Consider the following 16,811-nt stretch of genomic DNA (forward strand, 5'->3'; position numbering starts at 1 on the left):
TGTGAAACTGTGGATTCACATGATTTTTCGACACTTGCTATTACTGGCGCCTTGTTCGGACTTAAAATTGCGATTACTCCAAATGAAATCGTTGTTACCTAATTTAAAATCGAACTATTTATCGATTTAGTTATATAGAGAAGATGAGAAAACACATAAGTTTTTGTAAATATCGAATAAATTTTGATTAAATTGATACTAATAATGAACTGAAATAAAGAGCACAATTCTTGTTGTAGAATTGTGCTCTTTTGAGGAATAACTTCTCTATATAAATTATGATCAATTCCTTTACTCGGTGCTTAATATCGTCTATTTTTGGTAGATGCTTGTCCATATGGTTCCTCCCATTATAAATTCTTATGAATAGGAACATAAATATAATCAATTTCCCTTTTATATTCACAAATCACATCATCCAAAGTATCAACGCTAGTCTGAAGAGTAACTGATTTTAATTTTTTTCTTTTATAAGCATTGTGGTAATTTGTCTAAACTAGTAGTCTATTTACAAAAATGGGAATCCCCTAATACCAAATATTCTTATAATGAATTAGTTCACCCTATCTGATCCATTAATAATCAAATAACATTTTAACACTATTTTACTAATATATTCTAAATATTACTAATTACTCTTATTATTATGATATACTACCTTTAAAAATACACAATTTGAACAGGGGAATGATTAACTTTGATTGAAAATCAATTACTAGACTTTTATAAAAATAAACTAACTAGCTGGAATTTAATATATAAACCTATTTCTTTAAAATATAAAATTTTTAAATCTATTTTCGCCATTATTTCTTTAATTTTTATAGGATTATATCTTTACGCTGTATTTTCGACAAATAATAATAAAACTATTTTATATAACCCTTTTGTACACCTTACTATATATTGTTTAATTGTCTTGACATTTTTTCAACTTTTCAAAAAAACAGTGATGATACCTGCCCAAAATCAGGCTTATAAAAAATATAAGATAGAAGTTAAAAGCCCTTATTGGAATGAATCCATTAGTTTAATAATCAAATCTTTTTTAGCTCAAAACAACATATTAACTGGTAAACCAGAAACAGATGAAAAAACATTAGACTTTTTAATAGACATTTTTCATAATCGTATTGACCAACTCGAGAAAAAAGGATGGGCATCCATCCTTTCAACCTATGGTGGATTAGCTTTACTATTTATCATTCCTGCTTGGACAGCCTTCAACCAATGGATGAATAATCCTACTAATAAAACATTGATTACTAGTTCTCAAGCAATAGGCTATTTTTTAGGAATTAGTTCTCTTATACTAATAATTATATTTTTCATTTGGGCGCCTATCCGTCAAGGGGTTTTAGAAGAAATGTTTTCTTCCCAATTAAAGGACACCCGACACCTTACACAGGCTCTAGAAAATATAAAGCTTGCAATACACACTCCAGCATATTATCAAAAAATCGAATCCAAAATTATGCAACCACAGATAATAGATTCAATCATCCAAGAATATATGAATGACAGTCAGGAACAGACAAATATTTCCCCTCTTCCTAACAACATGTTTGTCGCAGATGAAATTGAAAAATTAGCGATTTTAAAAGATAAAAAAATCATTACAGATGCAGAATTTATTAAACAAAAAGAAAAACTTTTAGACTAAATCCAAACAAAAAAGAAGCGATTTATTTCATCGCTTCTTTTTATTTGATCACATTATCCCTACATAACCCTCTTAAACATCTTCTCCAGCTCATAAGTAGAATGATGCACAAGAATCGGTCTTCCGTGTGGGCATGTGTATGGATTTGTTGTTGTACGTAGTTCTTCCAGTAAAGCAAATATTTGATCGTTCGTTAAATATTGATTCGCTTTAATGGACGCTTTACAGCTCATCATGATGGCTGCTTCTTCACGTAATTTTTTAATATCAACTTTTTTTAGTTTGACGACTTGTTCCATCATTTCGTCGATAATTTCTGTTTCTTGTCCTTTTGGGAACCACGTTGGATGTGAGCGGACGATAAAGGATTGATGACCGAATTGTTCTAAGAACAGTCCAACTTTTTTCAGTTCTTCTAGTTGCTCTTCGACACGCAAAAATTCAGTAAGAGATAAGTCAATACGGTACGGTACAAGTAGTTCTTGTACTTCTTGCGTTACCCTTCCTACTTTATCACGGAAGTATTCATAATTAATACGTTCCTGCGCGGCATGCTGGTCAATCATATATAAGCCTTTATCATTTTGAGCGAAAATATATGTTCCATGCATTTGTCCAATTGGATAAAGTGGTGGTAAGTCATTACCGTTCATTTCAATCTCTTCTATTTCCTGAACTTCTTCTTCCAATTCCTCTAATTCAAAGTCTTCATCGTTACTGTTCCACGATTTCTCTTTTTGAATTGGTTCTTCTATTATCGGTTTAGTAGAGGGTTGCCAACTTTGTTCTTCTCTTACAAGCGACTGAGGTGGTTGCCATTCTTGCTTTGGCGGTTGCCACAGTTGTGCTGGCTGTTTCACAGCCAGTGGTTCTTCTCGTTTTTCATCCATGCCCGTCGGTAAAACGATTTCCGGCATAGATGGCTCTTTCGGCTTCGCATGCTCAAACTGGAACTGTTCTTGCACACTTTCATCTTTTTCTTTTTTCTTCGTTGTTACACCTGCATCTGGGATGAGCTGTATTTTTTTAAATGCTGCTTGCAATGTTTCTTCGATAAGCTTTAGCAATTCTTGTTCTTTACTAAAACGAACTTCCAATTTCGCAGGATGTACGTTAACGTCAACAAGCATTGGATCCATTTCAATCGATAAGAAGCCGATTGGGTATCGTCCGACTGGCAATAATGTATGATACCCTTGCTGAATAGCTTTCATTAATACGAAATTTCGAACGTAACGACCATTTACAATCGTTGACATATAATTTCGAGATGCTCTCGTTACTTCTGGTAATGTTACATAACCTTTAATTGTGAAATCTAAAGATTCAGCTTCAATCGGAATAAGCTTCTTCGCAACTTGAATGCTGTAAATTGATGCAAGTACTTGTCTTACATCACCATTTCCTGATGTATGAAGCAATTTCTTTTCATTATGAAACAGCTTTAACGATACTTCTGGATGTGACATTGCGATACGATACACGATATCTGTAATATTCCCAAGTTCTGTATGAATGGTTTTCATATATTTAAGACGCGCTGGTGTATTAAAGAATAAGTTTTGTACTGTAATATCTGTTCCTTTTCGGCTCGCTGTTTTTTCCTGCTTTATAATGTCTCCACCTTTAATCATAAGGTGTGTACCAGGTGCATCACCTGTGCTAGTGATTAATTCTAATTCACTAACTGAGGCAATACTCGGCAATGCTTCACCGCGGAAACCGAGTGTTCTAATGCGAAACAGATCGTTTTCATCTTTAATTTTACTCGTCGCATGTCGTTCAAAAGCGACAATACAATCTTCTTCTGCAATGCCGTCCCCATTATCAATGATTCGAATTTTCGATAAACCAGCTTCTTCTAAGTGGATTTCAATAGATGTACTATTCGCATCGATAGAATTTTCCACAAGTTCTTTTACGACTGAGGCAGGGCGCTCTACTACTTCCCCTGCCGCAATTAAGTTAGAGAGTTGATCATCGAGTTTGCGAATTTTCCCCATCTACTTACTCATCCTTTCTTTAACTTTTTTTGTAAGCGATACAGTTCGTTCATCGCTTCTAAAGGTGTCATATCAAGTAAATCAATTTTTTTAATTTGCGTCAGCACTGCCGTTTCTTTTGCATCTAAAACTGGCTTGTCTTGTTTTTTCGAAGACTGTTCTCCACCAAAGAATGATAGTTGTGACTCTTCTTCAGTCTCTACTTTCGTCTCTTCGATTTCTACTGGTTCTTCTTTTACAACTACAGGCTCTGGAATAACTTCTTGCGCCTGTGCTTTCATTTCTACACGCTTTGGAATAATAATTTCTTCCTGTCCTTCAAGTTGTGCTAACACTTCTTTCGCACGAGCGATTAAGCTATCTGGAAGCTCTGCAAGTTGCGCAACGTGAATTCCGTAACTTTTATCCGCTGCACCGTCTTGAATTTTATGAAGGAATACTACTTTTCCGTTCTCTTCAATAGCTGAAACGTGTACATTCTTCAGTTGATCTAAACTTTCTTCTAGCACCGTCAATTCATGATAATGCGTAGAGAATAACGTTTTTGCCCCAATTTGGTCGTGAATATGTTCAATGATTGCTTGTGCAAGTGCCATACCATCATACGTAGATGTACCACGTCCAATTTCATCGAATAAAATTAAACTTCTTTCTGATGCATTTGCAATGGCATTTTTTGCTTCTAACATTTCAACCATAAATGTACTTTGACCTGAAATTAAATCATCAGCTGCACCAATTCTCGTAAAGATTTGATCAAATACAGGTAATGCTGCTTCTGTTGCTGGTACGAAACAACCGATTTGCGACATAACAGTTACAAGTGCTAATTGTCTCATATACGTACTTTTACCAGACATGTTCGGTCCTGTAATTAAAAAGACATCCATCTTCTCTGGCATAATACAGTCATTCGGTACATACAATTTCCCGTTCAATACTTTTTCAACGACAGGATGACGACCATCTTTAATAAAGATTTCACGCTTCGTTGTTAGTACAGGTTTTACGAACTGTTCTTCTTCACTAACTGTCGCAAAACTTTGCAGTACGTCTAATTCACTAATTACTTTCGCTAATTGCTGTAATTTCGGAATAAATACTTTTACTTCTTCACGAAGCGCTGTAAATAAATCGTATTCTAGTTGTACAATTTTTTCTTCTGCTTCTAAGATTAATGTTTCTTTTTCTTTTAGTTCATCTGTAATGAAACGTTCCGCATTAGCAAGCGTTTGTTTACGCTCATAACGGCCTTCTGGTAATGCTGCAAGGTTCGCTTTCGTTACTTCAATGTAGTAACCGAAAATACGATTGTATCCGATTTTTAACGATTTAACTCCTGTAATATCACGCTCTCGTTTTTCAAGCTCAGCGATCCACGTTTTTCCGTTTTTACTAACGTAACGATATTGATCAAGCTTGTCATTATAACCGTCTTTAATAATATCTCCATCTTTAATAGAAAGCGGTGGGTTTTCTTGAATACTTCTTCCTAGTAATTCTGTTAAGCTCTCACACGGGTCTGCACCTTGAATCAATCTCGCTGCATACGCGTTATCTAACAAACTAATCGCTTCTAAAATAGCTGGTACTTGAAGTAAAGATCGTCTTAACTGTAATAAGTCACGTGCATTCACATTACCAAATGCAACTTTCCCTGCTAAACGTTCTAAATCATATACTTCTTTTAACTTTTCTTTTAAATCTTCACGTAAGAAGTAATCATTTACAAACGTTTCAACCATTTCTAAACGCTCTTCAATTCGTTCTTTTTGTATAAGCGGACGTTCCATCCACTGTTTTAACATACGACCACCCATAGCCGTTTTCGTCTTATCTAATAGCCATAATAAAGATCCTGTTTTTTCTTTCGTTCGAAGTGTTTCTGTCAGCTCTAAATTTCGCTTTGAATGCACATCAATTTTCATAAACTGGTTCGTATAATAAATTTCCACTGGCTGTAAATGATCTAATGAACGTTTTTGCGTTCTTATTACATAGTTAAATAAGCGTCCAACTGCTTTAATTAACTTTGCTTGTGAAACATTTTTCACAAGGTGTTCCAATCCTTCAGGAATTGCCGTTGCATCTTCATATGAAATTGTCATTTTTAACGTTTCAGTTAACTTGTTTAGTTCATCTTTAGAGAATGAAGAATCTACAACAATTTCTTTCGAACCAGTTGCATACACTTCTAATAAAATATCTTCTACTGAACCAGTCAATAACGTTACTGTATTTTGTCCAGTCGTTAAATCATTACAAGCTAACGCATACGATCCATCTTCAAAATGTGTTAATGCTGCTAAGAAATTATTTTCTTTCTCATCAATCGTACGCCCTTCCATCATCGTTCCTGGCGTAATTAGTTGTACGACTTCACGGCGTACTACACCTTTAGCTGTTTTCGGATCTTCTACTTGCTCACAAACCGCTACTTTATATCCTTTTTCAACAAGTTGTTCAATATAGTTTTTAGCCGCATGATGCGGTACACCGCACATCGGTATACGATCACTACTACCACCATCTCGGCTCGTTAATGTAATTTCAAGTTCATGAGCTGCTTTAACTGCATCTTCAAAGAACATTTCATAAAAGTCGCCTAAGCGAAAAAATAAAAAGGCATCTTGATAGTCTGCCTTAACCTTTAAATATTGCTGTATCATAGGCGTATATTGCTTCATACTTATCCTCCATAACTCTTACATAATAATCTATATTCATATATGTCACATTTCACGGACATCCATATCTCCTGCTTCAGGAGTCTTTCTTCATTATAGCACATTTCATAAGGAATCATGTTCATTCAAGTACCACTTATGTAAAGTAAAAAGCTAGGAAGAACTTCTCCCTAGCTTTCTATTACTCTTCTTCTGCATCAACGATAAAGTTCGGATCTAATTCTTCAAACTCATCATCATCGATTTGGAAATCTTCGTCTGATTCTACACAACCTTCAGGGTTTACACTTACACAAATTTTCGTTTCGCCAACTACTTCTGTTACAAATTCACGTTCTACAGTTACAACAATTTTATTACCATTTGGTGATACAAGAGCTTCTAAACAATTCGGTGGCTGAATGACACGAGCAATAATTTCTAAATCATCACCAGAAAAGTTTTTATCACGATACCCAATGCTTACTTCATCCGTGTAGTTCACACGTTCTGTTACAACTTCTGTCTTTGTATTGCCATCAAATGAATACCAAGTGTTCACATCATAGAAACCTTCAATTTCCACATGCTTCCCATTCTTTCTTGCTTCGTACGAGTGGTTAATTACCCAGCACCCTAAAATACTTGTTGGTTCATTATTCGATTCACATGTATGCGTTGACTTTGTATACTTACGTCCTTTTCCAACCACTGCTTTTGTAATAATCTCTCTAAATTCGGACATTCGTAACCCTCCTCAATCACTATTCACTTAATCATATGCGTGACAATAGCGGAATGTGTCATTCTTTTTTTGAGAAGAACTTACGTTTAATTCACTAAAAAAAGAGATGTCAATTCGACATCTCTTTAACAACCACAATTTCCTTTTTTACTTTCTACCGCTGCGCCCGTTTCGCCCTTCAATACATCGCCATTCGTTGAAATTAATATTTCATCTGTTACGTTGTTAGAAATCGTACTTGCAACTAGCTGTAGTAAGTCATTTACATATGTTTGTGAAGATTTAAATTCTTGTACGACCGGGATACTATCTAATTTATCTTGCAAAGCATCAATTTCAGCTTCTACTTTTTTCAAAGCTTCCCATTTTCCGTAATGCTGCAAGTTTACTGCTTGTTTTTGCAATGCTTTAATTTCATCAATTGCGCGCTTTACATTTTCATTTTTATGAATTTGCGCCTCTGCTTTTTTAAAGAAATCAACTTCTTCTGTTTCAGAGATCATTTTTGCTAATTCTTTTGCTTGCTCAACAATTTCATCTTTCGTATATGCTTTCATCTATTATTCCACCTCAATCGGCTCTTCAACTAGTTCTCCATTAAGAGACCAAGTTTTTGCGTCCGTTACTTTTACTTTCACAAGCTGACCAATTAAAGATTTTGGAGCAACGAAGTTTACAAGTTTATTCGTACGAGTATAACCTGCAAGTACTTCCGCGTTATTTTTACTTTCCCCATCAACTAACACTTCTACAATTTGACCTTTATAACGATCATTCTTTTCAATTGCCAATTTATTTACTAATGCATTTAAGCGTTGAAGACGTTCTTTCTTTACTTCCATCGGTACATTATCTTTCATTTTTGCAGCTGGTGTACCTTCGCGCGGAGAATAAATAAAGGTAAAGGCAGTATCAAATCCTACTGCACGATATAACGACATCGTTTCTTCAAATTGCTCATCTGTTTCATTTGGGAAACCGACGATAATATCAGTTGTTAATACCGCGTTTGGAATTGCTTCTTTAATTTTTCTTACAAGCTCTAAATAATGCTCGCGCGAATATTTCCGCGCCATAATTTTTAACATCTCTGTGCTTCCAGATTGAACTGGTAAGTGAATATGTTCTACTAAGTTCCCACCTTTTCCAAGCACTTCAATTAAGTGATCATCGAAATCGCGTGGATGACTCGTTGTAAAACGAATACGAGCTATATCAACTTTACGGAGTTCGTCCATTAAATCGCCAAGACCGTATTCTATATCTTCAAAGTCTTTACCATATGCATTTACGTTCTGTCCAAGTAACGTAATTTCTTTATAACCATTCGCAGCTAAATGGCGAATCTCTTGGATAATATCTTCTGGACGTCTGCTTCGCTCTTTTCCGCGTGTATACGGTACGATACAATATGTACAGAACTTATCACAGCCATACATAATATTTACCCAAGCTTTAATATCACCACGGCGTACTTTCGGAAGGTTTTCAATTACGTCTCCTTCTTTTGACCAAACTTCAACTACCGTCTCCTTCGAGAACATTGCATCTTTTAGAATGTACGGTAATCTATGAATATTATGCGTTCCAAACACCATATCTACATGCTGATTTTTTTGCATAATTTTATTTACAACAGATTCCTCTTGAGACATACAACCACATACACCAATTAAAAGGTCCGGATTTCTTCGTTTTAGTGACTTTAAATGACCTAGTTCACCGAACACTTTATTTTCAGCATTTTCACGAATGGCACAAGTATTTAATAGTACTACATCTGCATCTTCAGTTGAAAAGGTTGGTTCATATCCAAGTGCAGTGAAAATACCAGCCATTACTTCTGTATCATGCTCATTCATTTGACAACCATATGTACGAATATAGAACTTTCTTCCTGTACCAAAATTGCGAAACTCTTCAGGTAAGCCAAAATCCCGTTCAATTTTAACTTCTTCTTTCCCGCGTTTTTTCGCGTCTTTTAAGGAAGGTGGTTGGTATACACTTTCAAAGTATTTGCTATAATCTTTCTCTTCTTTTTTCGTAGAGGAATTTGCTTGCTGACTTGCTAATCGTTGTTGCTCGTTCATCGGTAATCTCCTTTCACCCTTAACTATACACACTCTATAGTCCATTTTAATGCGCTTAGACTCACCTCAAAAATGGTTAGATAGCTTGAGAGATAACTTGTCCTTTGAAACTTGAGTAACCAATCTAATCATTCATAAGAATGAAGTCTTCCCCACGCAAATAGACATTCCCTTTTATTTGTCCTACCCAAAAGCATATTGCTTTATCTCTATAAACATTACCATAGTATGAAGCGTTTCGCCAATTTAAACAAGAAAGAGGCTCTGTCTGATTTTACATTTCATATGCAATGAACTCACCATTTTCATACAACGATTTATATATTATTTTATCATTCTGAATTTTCTAAGTAAATAAGACTACCTTATATTTTTACTCATTAAAAAAGGTTGCCAAATGGCAACCTCCTCTTCTTACATTACATAAATTCAGCAACAAGCTCATCAAACATTTTCTGATCCATATTTAAATCAGATTGCACTAAAGGCTTCTCACTATAGCCTTTTACTAGTTCTTGGTATGAAGGCTGCGCTGTATTTTGATAAATTAAACCTGTTACTAATCCGTTATTTTCCATTAACGTTTGCATAGCCATCATGCGATTAGACGGATCATATCCCTCTACTGTACTTAGTTTTGTTAAATTCTCTTTAAACCAATCGTAAGTATTTACTTTATTGTAAGTAACACATGGGCTGAACACGTTAATTAATGAAAATCCTTTATGATTAATACCAGCTTCAATAATTTGTGTTAATTCTTTTAAATCACTTGAAAAGCTTTGCGCCACAAATGTTGCACCAGCTGTTAAAGCCATTTCCATAACATTTAGTGACGGTTCAATTGAACCTTGTGGTGTACTTTTCGTTTTAAATCCTGCTTCACTACGTGGTGAAGTTTGCCCTTTTGTTAATCCGTAAATTTGGTTATCCATTACGATGTACGTAATGTCGATATTACGACGAATAGAATGGATTGTATGTCCCATACCAATCGCAAATCCATCACCGTCACCGCCTGATGCGATAACTGTTAAATCACGGTTTGCCATTTTCACACCTTGTGCAATTGGAAGGGCACGACCATGAATACTATGCACACCATATGAATTAATATAACCTGAAATACGACCTGAACAGCCGATACCAGAAATAACAGCAAGTTCATCTGGATTTAAGCCAACGTTAGCTGCCGCACGTTGAATTGCAGCTTGCACCGAGAAGTCTCCGCAACCTGGGCACCAGTTTGGTTTTACACTGTTACGAAAGTCCTTAAATGTTGCCATTTAATACAACCCCTTTTTTGCATTCGTTGTAAATCTCTTTCGGCAAGAATGGGTTTCCATCATATTTTAAAAGACTAGAAATTTTCTCACCGTTACCAAGATTCATTTTCATAATGTTAGCAAGCTGACCTGTTGCATTGTTTTCTACCACTACAACACGCTTCGCATTTTTCACAAGTGGATCGATTTCAGCTGTTGGGAACGGGTGAATTAAACGCACATGAGCATGGTTTACTTTCATACCCTCTTGTTCTAATCGCTCCATTGCTTCTTCGATCGCACCGCGAGTTGAGTTAAATCCAACAAGCAATACGTCTGCTTCCTCATGCTTAACATTTTTATAAACAGGGGTATTAAACTTCAAGTTCTCCATTTTACGGAAACGTTTGTCCATTTGATCTTTACGGTTTATTGCTGATTCAGATGGTTTACCAGTTTCATCATGTTCTACACCTGTCACATGATGAACACCATTTTTCATACCAGGTAAAACACGTGGTGAAACGCCATCTTCTGTTACTTCATAACGCTTGAAATATGCTTTATTTTCACGTTCTGGTAATTCTGCTTCTAAATCAAGCTTACCACGACGAATTTCCACTTTATCTAACTTAAGTGGTTCTACCGTTTGTTTTCCTAAAGAAAGCTGTAAATCTGTTAAGAAAATAACAGGTACTTGATATTCTTCAGATAAGTTAAACGCTTCTACAATATCATAGAAAGCTTCTTCAACAGTACTTGGTGCCATTACGATTTTTGGAATTTCACCGTGCGTACCGTAAATCATCGCCATTAAATCAGACTGTTCTTGTTTCGTTGGTAATCCTGTACTTGGACCACCACGTTGTGTATCGACAATTACTAATGGCGTTTCTGTAATACCCGCTAAACCGATCGCTTCCATCATTAAAGAGAGACCCGGACCAGCAGATGCAGTTAATGTACGAACACCAGCATAGTTTGCACCGATTGCCATTGTACAAGCTGCAATTTCATCCTCAGTTTGGATTACTGTCCCGCCAACTTTTGGTAATTTTTTAATTAAGTATTCCATAATTTCAGATGCAGGTGTAATTGGATATGCAGACATAAAGCGAGCACCACCAGCTACCGCACCAAATGCAATTGCATCGTTCCCAATCATAAACATGCGTTTCTGACCATCAGCTTTTTCAAGCTGCATCATGTTCACTTTCTCACCTAGTAACTCTTTCATATATTGAGAGCCGCGCTTAATTGCGTCCATGTTCTTTTGAACAACTTGCTCTCCTTTACGACCAAAGATCTCTTCAACAACATCTAAATAAGCTGTCTCATCTAATCCTAATACCGCACTTGATGCTCCAACAGCAACCATGTTTTTCATTAATGATGTGCCTAATTCTGAAGCAATATCTGTAAACGGTATCACATATAGATTTACATCTGTATTATCAGGTATTGTTGGATTAAATTTCGCATCTGCAACTACAATTCCACCTGGACGTAGTTCGTGGAAGTTAAAATCAATTGTTTCTTGATCAAAAGCAATTAAAATATCTAAATCATCTGAGATCGCGCGTACTTCTGTTGTACTTACACGAATTTTATTATTTGTATGGCCGCCTTTAATACGTGATGAGAAGTGGCGGTAACCGTATAGGTAATATCCTAATCGGTTTAATGCAATACAGAAGATTTCTCCTGTACTTTCAATTCCTTCACCTTGTTGGCCTCCAACTTTCCATGAAAGTTGACTAATCATCTCCTACACCCCTTTTGGCTGCATTCATTGTAGTGTATTTTTTTACAGTAATAGTTTAGCATTTTTTATACAAATAAACTACAACGGACGCAAATTATGCCTCTTCTGATTTCCCTGAATCTTTAGTATAAAGCTATTTTGTTTTTCATTCTAGTATTAGGTCTTAAAAAAAGCAATAATATCAAATGGATTAATTCTAATTTTTCTGTATTTTTAAAACGAAAATCTTAAAAACTTATACGTTCAACAAAGTTATCATATAAAAATCGCTCTACAGTAGATGCAGCATAGTGTTTACAAAGCTCATTAATTACATTTTCATACTCTCCATACGCTGATACATTTACAACCGTTTCTACTATCCCATCAAAATCCGAACCAAATCCTATATTGTTCTCTCCGCCCAATGAACAAATATATTCAATATGTCTTACTATATCTGCTATATTCGATTGTTTTTCACTTGTTAGAAACTGTGGTACGAAAGTGACACCAATTATACTATTTTGCTTTATAAGAGCTTTAAGTTGTTCATCGTTTAAATTACGTGGGTGTTGACAAAGTTTCATGCAATTTGAGTGGGAGGCAATCGGATTTGTTGCAACTTCTATCACATCCCAAAAGCTTCTTTCATTCAGATGAGACACATCAGTCCATGCATGCAACGTATTAAGTTCTTGTACAACATAGTTACCAAAAGTCGTTAAACCCGCCCCACGTGTCTCTAGCGCACCATCAGCTAATAGATTGGCATAATTCCATGTTAATCCAAAAGAACGTACTCCTAGGCGATAAAACAACCGTAATTTCATTGCGTCTTTCCCAATTGGTTCGCATCCTTCTAGTGTTAATATCGCTCCAATCTCGTCCTGTTTTAACATGTTAATATCATCTTTTGTCTGAATTAACTTCATACCCGGTAGTGACAAAATTTCATTGTAAAAAATATCTACCATTTGTAATGCCGCTTCAAACCGTTTTTCATACGCTACCGTTTCTGGCACATATATAGCAAAACATTGTATACTTCCTTTTCTTCTCTTTAACTGTTCAAATGTAATATGTAATTGCGGATCATTTTTAAAATCCTTTTTCCCCTGTGCACTCCATAACTGAAGGAGTACGTCACAATGAGCATCAAAAATTTTCATTTCCATTCCTCCATTATAAAAACAACCTGTTTGCATACTGCAAACAGGTTGGTTAAACTTAACGAGGTTCTACAATTAATTTTATTGCTGTACGTTCTTCCCCATCAATCATAATATCTGTAAACGCTGGGATACAAATCAGGTCCAAACCACTAGGCGCTACAAATCCTCTTGCAATTGCTACTGCCTTTACCGCTTGGTTCAATGCACCTGCACCAATGGCTTGAATTTCTGCTGTTCCGCGTTCGCGAATAACACCTGCAAGTGCACCAGCTACAGAATTAGGGACCGACGTTGCTTTAACTTTTAATATTTCCATTCCGCGTTTCCTCCTCGTTTCTCTAAAAAGTATTAGCAATTATTTCACTTTAACTTATATTCACGAGGAATGACGCGTATTCCTGCTAAATTTCTGTAATTTTTCTAAAAAATTAAAAAATAATAACTTATCTAAATTTTATTCAAAAATTACTCAAAAAATGGTTGATCATCATTAATTAAGATACGCTGAATTTTCTTAGCTTTTCCTGTATTAGGATCCACATCAATTAGCACCGCACTTAATTGTGTTCTACCATTAGTTACTTCAAATCGTACTGGTAAGTTTGTTAAAAACTTCTTCAATACCGCTTCTCGGTCCATACCTAAAATTCCATCGTACGGTCCTGTCATACCAACATCTGTAATATATGCCGTTCCGCTTGGTAAAATACGATTATCTGCTGTAGGAACATGCGTATGTGTACCTACTACCGCTGTAGCACGACCATCTACATACCAACCTAACGCTTGTTTTTCACTTGTAGTTTCCGCATGAAAATCAACAAAGATAATATTCGTACGTTTTTTTGCAATGTCAATTAATTCATCCACTTTACGGAATGGACAATCGATTGGAGGAAGGAATGTACGTCCTTGTAAGTTAATAACTGCAACTTCTGTTCCATTACAGTTCACAAAGATAAGCCCTTTTCCTGGAGTTCCTTCTGGGAAGTTAGCTGGTCTTGCAAGATATTTTGCATCATCAATAAATTCAAATACTTCACGGTTATCCCAAGCATGGTTTCCAAGTGTAACCGCTTGTGCCCCGCATTCTAAAAAGTTTCGGTATATTTTCTCTGTAATTCCACGTCCACCTGCTGCATTTTCTCCATTAATAATGGTTACTGTAGGTGTATATTTCTTCTTTAATGCCGGTACGTATTGTTGAATCATACCTCTACCAGGAGATCCTACTACATCCCCAACAAATAATATTCTCATATGTCTTACCCTTCCTATGTACTACATTTTTTATTACTATAGCTTCAAGTGATTCCCTTACAATATATTTATTATAAGTTTGGTTCACCTTTATGCTAGGTATTACTACTTCCCTTTATTTTAACCAATTCCAACACAAAAAAATAAAGTGGTGTTTCACCACTTTATTTTGCGTATTCCACTGCACGTGTTTCACGAATAACAGTTACTTTAATATGTCCTGGGTAATCCAGTTCATTTTCAATACGTTTTCGAATATCACGAGCTAAACGATGAGCTTCTAAATCATCAATTGTATCTGGTTTTACCAGAATACGAACTTCTCGTCCTGCTTGAATTGCGAATGATTTTTCTACGCCTTCATAAGACTCTGAAATCTCTTCTAACTTTTCAAGACGACGAATATAGTTCTCAAGTGTTTCACTACGAGCTCCAGGTCTTGCAGCTGATAATGCATCTGCTGCTGCAACTAAAACTGCAATGATAGAAGTTGGTTCTGTGTCCCCATGGTGAGATGCAATACTGTTTATAACTACAGGATGCTCTTTATATTTCGTTGCGAGTTCAACACCAATTTCAACGTGGCTACCTTCTACTTCATGGTCAATCGCTTTACCGATATCATGTAATAGGCCAGCACGTCTTGCTAGTTTTTCATCCTCACCAAGCTCTGCTGCCATAAGTCCAGTTAAATATGCAACTTCCATAGAGTGTTTTAAGACGTTTTGCCCGTAACTTGTACGGTATTTCAAACGACCTAAAATCTTAATTAAATCTGGATGTAATCCGTGAACACCCACTTCAAACGTTGTTTGCTCTCCGACTTCGCGAATATACTCGTCCACTTCACGTCTTGATTTTTCGACCATCTCTTCAATACGCGCTGGGTGAATACGTCCGTCCTGTACTAATTTATCAAGAGCGATACGAGCTGTTTCACGACGAATTGGGTCAAATCCAGAAAGGATAACCGCTTCTGGTGTATCATCAATAATTAGGTCAATACCTGTTAACGTTTCTAACGTACGAATATTTCGACCTTCACGTCCGATAATACGTCCCTTCATTTCGTCGTTTGGAAGATTTACAACCGAAACGGTTGTTTCAGCAACATGATCAGCTGCACATCTCTGCATTGCAAGAGATAAAATCTCTTTTGCTTTCTTATCCGCTTCTTCTTTCGCACGAACTTCACTTTCTTTTACCATTACGGCAATTTCATGAGAAACTTCACTTTCTACTTTACCAAGAATAATTGCTTTCGCTTGTTCGCGTGTCAGATTGGAAATGCGCTCTAATTCTGTTTGTTGCTTTTGAACTAACTCTCCCACTTTGCTTTCCAACTCTTCAATCTGTTGTTGTCTCGCTACAAGAGAATCCTCTTTCTTTTCTAACTGTTGCTCGCGTTTATCGAGCGTTTCGTCTTTACGATCAAGGTTCTCTTCTTTTTGCATTAAACGATTTTCTTGTTTTTGTAATTCGCTTCTACGGTCACGAATTTCTAATTCAGCTTCTGTACGAAGTGTATGAATTTCATCCTTTGCTTCTAAAAGCGCTTCTTTCTTAAGTGCTTCAGCCTCACGATTCGCTTCGTCTATAATACGTTTCGCTTCATTAGCTGCACCATTAATCTTCGCTTCAGCAATAGACTTTCGAACAAAAAAGCCAACAACTGCACCGACTGTTGCAAGCAAAATGGAGATGAGTATCCAAACTGCAGTACTACTCATGATTTCACCTCCCCTTGCTATGAATGAAAAAAGACTGTCGGCATGTACATTGAATACCAACATACAGCAAAGACCGTCGTCCCGCTTTTTTAAGGGACTTTCTTCATTTCACAATTAAAATGTCATATTATTATTTCGGCAAGATTTAAGTCTTACTCCGAATATTACTTCTCTTCTTGAGAAGAGTGTTTCGTATATAAGAAAAAATATACATTCTCATTGTATCTATCGCAATTTTCATTGTCAAGCGTTGTCTACTTTTACTTTCTTTACCTTCAGCCCTAATTCATATATGAATTTAAAAAGCAGAGAGCATATTATCCTGGAAAACCTTAGTAAATTCCAGTTTATGCATACAAAACATGCATATATCCCTCTTTATACATAGCCTTTTAGGCTGATTAAATATTTTATCTGCAACGATATACAACGCTTTCATAATAATTAAAAATAAAAGACACGAAGCCGTG

The 16,811-nt window shown here is 35.9% G+C and carries 12 protein-coding genes; 1 reads left to right on the forward strand and 11 read right to left on the reverse strand.

Annotated features, from left to right (window positions below; genetic code table 11):
- The first annotated feature begins 697 nt into the window (after positions 1-697).
- Positions 698-1,663, forward strand: a complete 966-nt coding sequence (locus ACUXEY_RS09380) for an SHOCT domain-containing protein (RefSeq protein WP_461300561.1) — start codon at positions 698-700, stop codon at positions 1,661-1,663.
- Between the two features lie 59 nt (positions 1,664-1,722).
- On the opposite strand, the gene mutL is transcribed toward ACUXEY_RS09380, so the two are convergent.
- The 11 genes from mutL to rny form a co-directional block, all read right to left on the reverse strand.
- Positions 1,723-3,666, reverse strand: coding sequence for a DNA mismatch repair endonuclease MutL (mutL, locus tag ACUXEY_RS09385; protein ID WP_144614457.1), 1,944 nt, complete (start codon positions 3,664-3,666; stop codon positions 1,723-1,725).
- Positions 3,667-3,674: 8 nt separating this feature from the next.
- The gene (mutS, locus tag ACUXEY_RS09390) at positions 3,675-6,353 is read right to left on the reverse strand and encodes a DNA mismatch repair protein MutS (RefSeq protein ID WP_429599375.1); all 2,679 of its coding nucleotides are present in this window, start codon (positions 6,351-6,353) and stop codon (positions 3,675-3,677) included.
- A 181-nt stretch (positions 6,354-6,534) separates the two neighbouring features.
- Entirely contained in the window at positions 6,535-7,077 is a 543-nt protein-coding gene (gene cotE, locus ACUXEY_RS09395; RefSeq protein WP_001288800.1) for an outer spore coat protein CotE, read from the reverse strand.
- A 125-nt stretch (positions 7,078-7,202) separates the two neighbouring features.
- A complete protein-coding gene (locus ACUXEY_RS09400) occupies positions 7,203-7,634 on the reverse strand; it encodes a YlbF/YmcA family competence regulator (protein ID WP_060631942.1) in 432 nt (143 codons plus the stop codon).
- A 3-nt stretch (positions 7,635-7,637) separates the two neighbouring features.
- Positions 7,638-9,167 (reverse strand): tRNA (N6-isopentenyl adenosine(37)-C2)-methylthiotransferase MiaB, encoded by a 1,530-nt coding sequence (gene miaB, locus ACUXEY_RS09405; protein WP_166702056.1) that lies wholly within the window; start codon positions 9,165-9,167, stop codon positions 7,638-7,640.
- A gap of 419 nt (positions 9,168-9,586) precedes the next feature.
- A complete protein-coding gene (locus ACUXEY_RS09410; protein WP_000190154.1) occupies positions 9,587-10,453 on the reverse strand; it encodes a 2-oxoacid:ferredoxin oxidoreductase subunit beta in 867 nt (288 codons plus the stop codon).
- Positions 10,440-12,197, reverse strand: a complete 1,758-nt coding sequence (locus tag ACUXEY_RS09415; RefSeq protein ID WP_000625421.1) for a 2-oxoacid:acceptor oxidoreductase subunit alpha — start codon at positions 12,195-12,197, stop codon at positions 10,440-10,442. Before ACUXEY_RS09415 ends, ACUXEY_RS09410 begins: the two co-directional genes overlap by 14 nt.
- A 227-nt stretch (positions 12,198-12,424) precedes the next feature.
- Entirely contained in the window at positions 12,425-13,348 is a 924-nt protein-coding gene (locus ACUXEY_RS09420; RefSeq protein WP_461300562.1) for a dipeptidase, read from the reverse strand.
- A 58-nt stretch (positions 13,349-13,406) separates the two neighbouring features.
- Positions 13,407-13,667: a stage V sporulation protein SpoVS gene (gene spoVS / locus ACUXEY_RS09425; protein WP_000404341.1), complete on the reverse strand. Its 261-nt coding sequence runs from the start codon at positions 13,665-13,667 to the stop codon at positions 13,407-13,409.
- 149 nt (positions 13,668-13,816) lie between these two features.
- On the reverse strand, positions 13,817-14,611 hold the full coding sequence (locus tag ACUXEY_RS09430; protein ID WP_048530450.1) for a TIGR00282 family metallophosphoesterase: 795 nt from the start codon (positions 14,609-14,611) through the stop codon (positions 13,817-13,819).
- 164 nt (positions 14,612-14,775) lie between these two features.
- On the reverse strand, positions 14,776-16,341 hold the full coding sequence (gene rny / locus ACUXEY_RS09435) for a ribonuclease Y (protein ID WP_000099355.1): 1,566 nt from the start codon (positions 16,339-16,341) through the stop codon (positions 14,776-14,778).
- Between the last annotated feature and the right edge of the window lie 470 nt (positions 16,342-16,811).

It is taken from the genome of Bacillus sp. F9_6S_D1_P_5, from assembly GCF_054823925.1.

What these genes read in the sequence shown, in the direction of transcription:
- mutL (WP_144614457.1), bottom strand. Translation starts at nt 3,666, where the DNA reads ATGGGGAAAATTCGCAAACTCGATGATCAACTCTCTAACTTAATTGCG.
- mutS (WP_429599375.1), bottom strand. Translation starts at nt 6,353, where the DNA reads ATGAAGCAATATACGCCTATGATACAGCAATATTTAAAGGTTAAGGCA.
- cotE (WP_001288800.1), bottom strand. Translation starts at nt 7,077, where the DNA reads ATGTCCGAATTTAGAGAGATTATTACAAAAGCAGTGGTTGGAAAAGGA.
- ACUXEY_RS09400 (WP_060631942.1), bottom strand. Translation starts at nt 7,634, where the DNA reads ATGAAAGCATATACGAAAGATGAAATTGTTGAGCAAGCAAAAGAATTA.
- miaB (WP_166702056.1), bottom strand. Translation starts at nt 9,167, where the DNA reads ATGAACGAGCAACAACGATTAGCAAGTCAGCAAGCAAATTCCTCTACG.
- ACUXEY_RS09410 (WP_000190154.1), bottom strand. Translation starts at nt 10,453, where the DNA reads ATGGCAACATTTAAGGACTTTCGTAACAGTGTAAAACCAAACTGGTGC.
- ACUXEY_RS09415 (WP_000625421.1), bottom strand. Translation starts at nt 12,197, where the DNA reads ATGATTAGTCAACTTTCATGGAAAGTTGGAGGCCAACAAGGTGAAGGA.
- ACUXEY_RS09420 (WP_461300562.1), bottom strand. Translation starts at nt 13,348, where the DNA reads ATGAAAATTTTTGATGCTCATTGTGACGTACTCCTTCAGTTATGGAGT.
- spoVS (WP_000404341.1), bottom strand. Translation starts at nt 13,667, where the DNA reads ATGGAAATATTAAAAGTTAAAGCAACGTCGGTCCCTAATTCTGTAGCT.
- ACUXEY_RS09430 (WP_048530450.1), bottom strand. Translation starts at nt 14,611, where the DNA reads ATGAGAATATTATTTGTTGGGGATGTAGTAGGATCTCCTGGTAGAGGT.
- rny (WP_000099355.1), bottom strand. Translation starts at nt 16,341, where the DNA reads ATGAGTAGTACTGCAGTTTGGATACTCATCTCCATTTTGCTTGCAACA.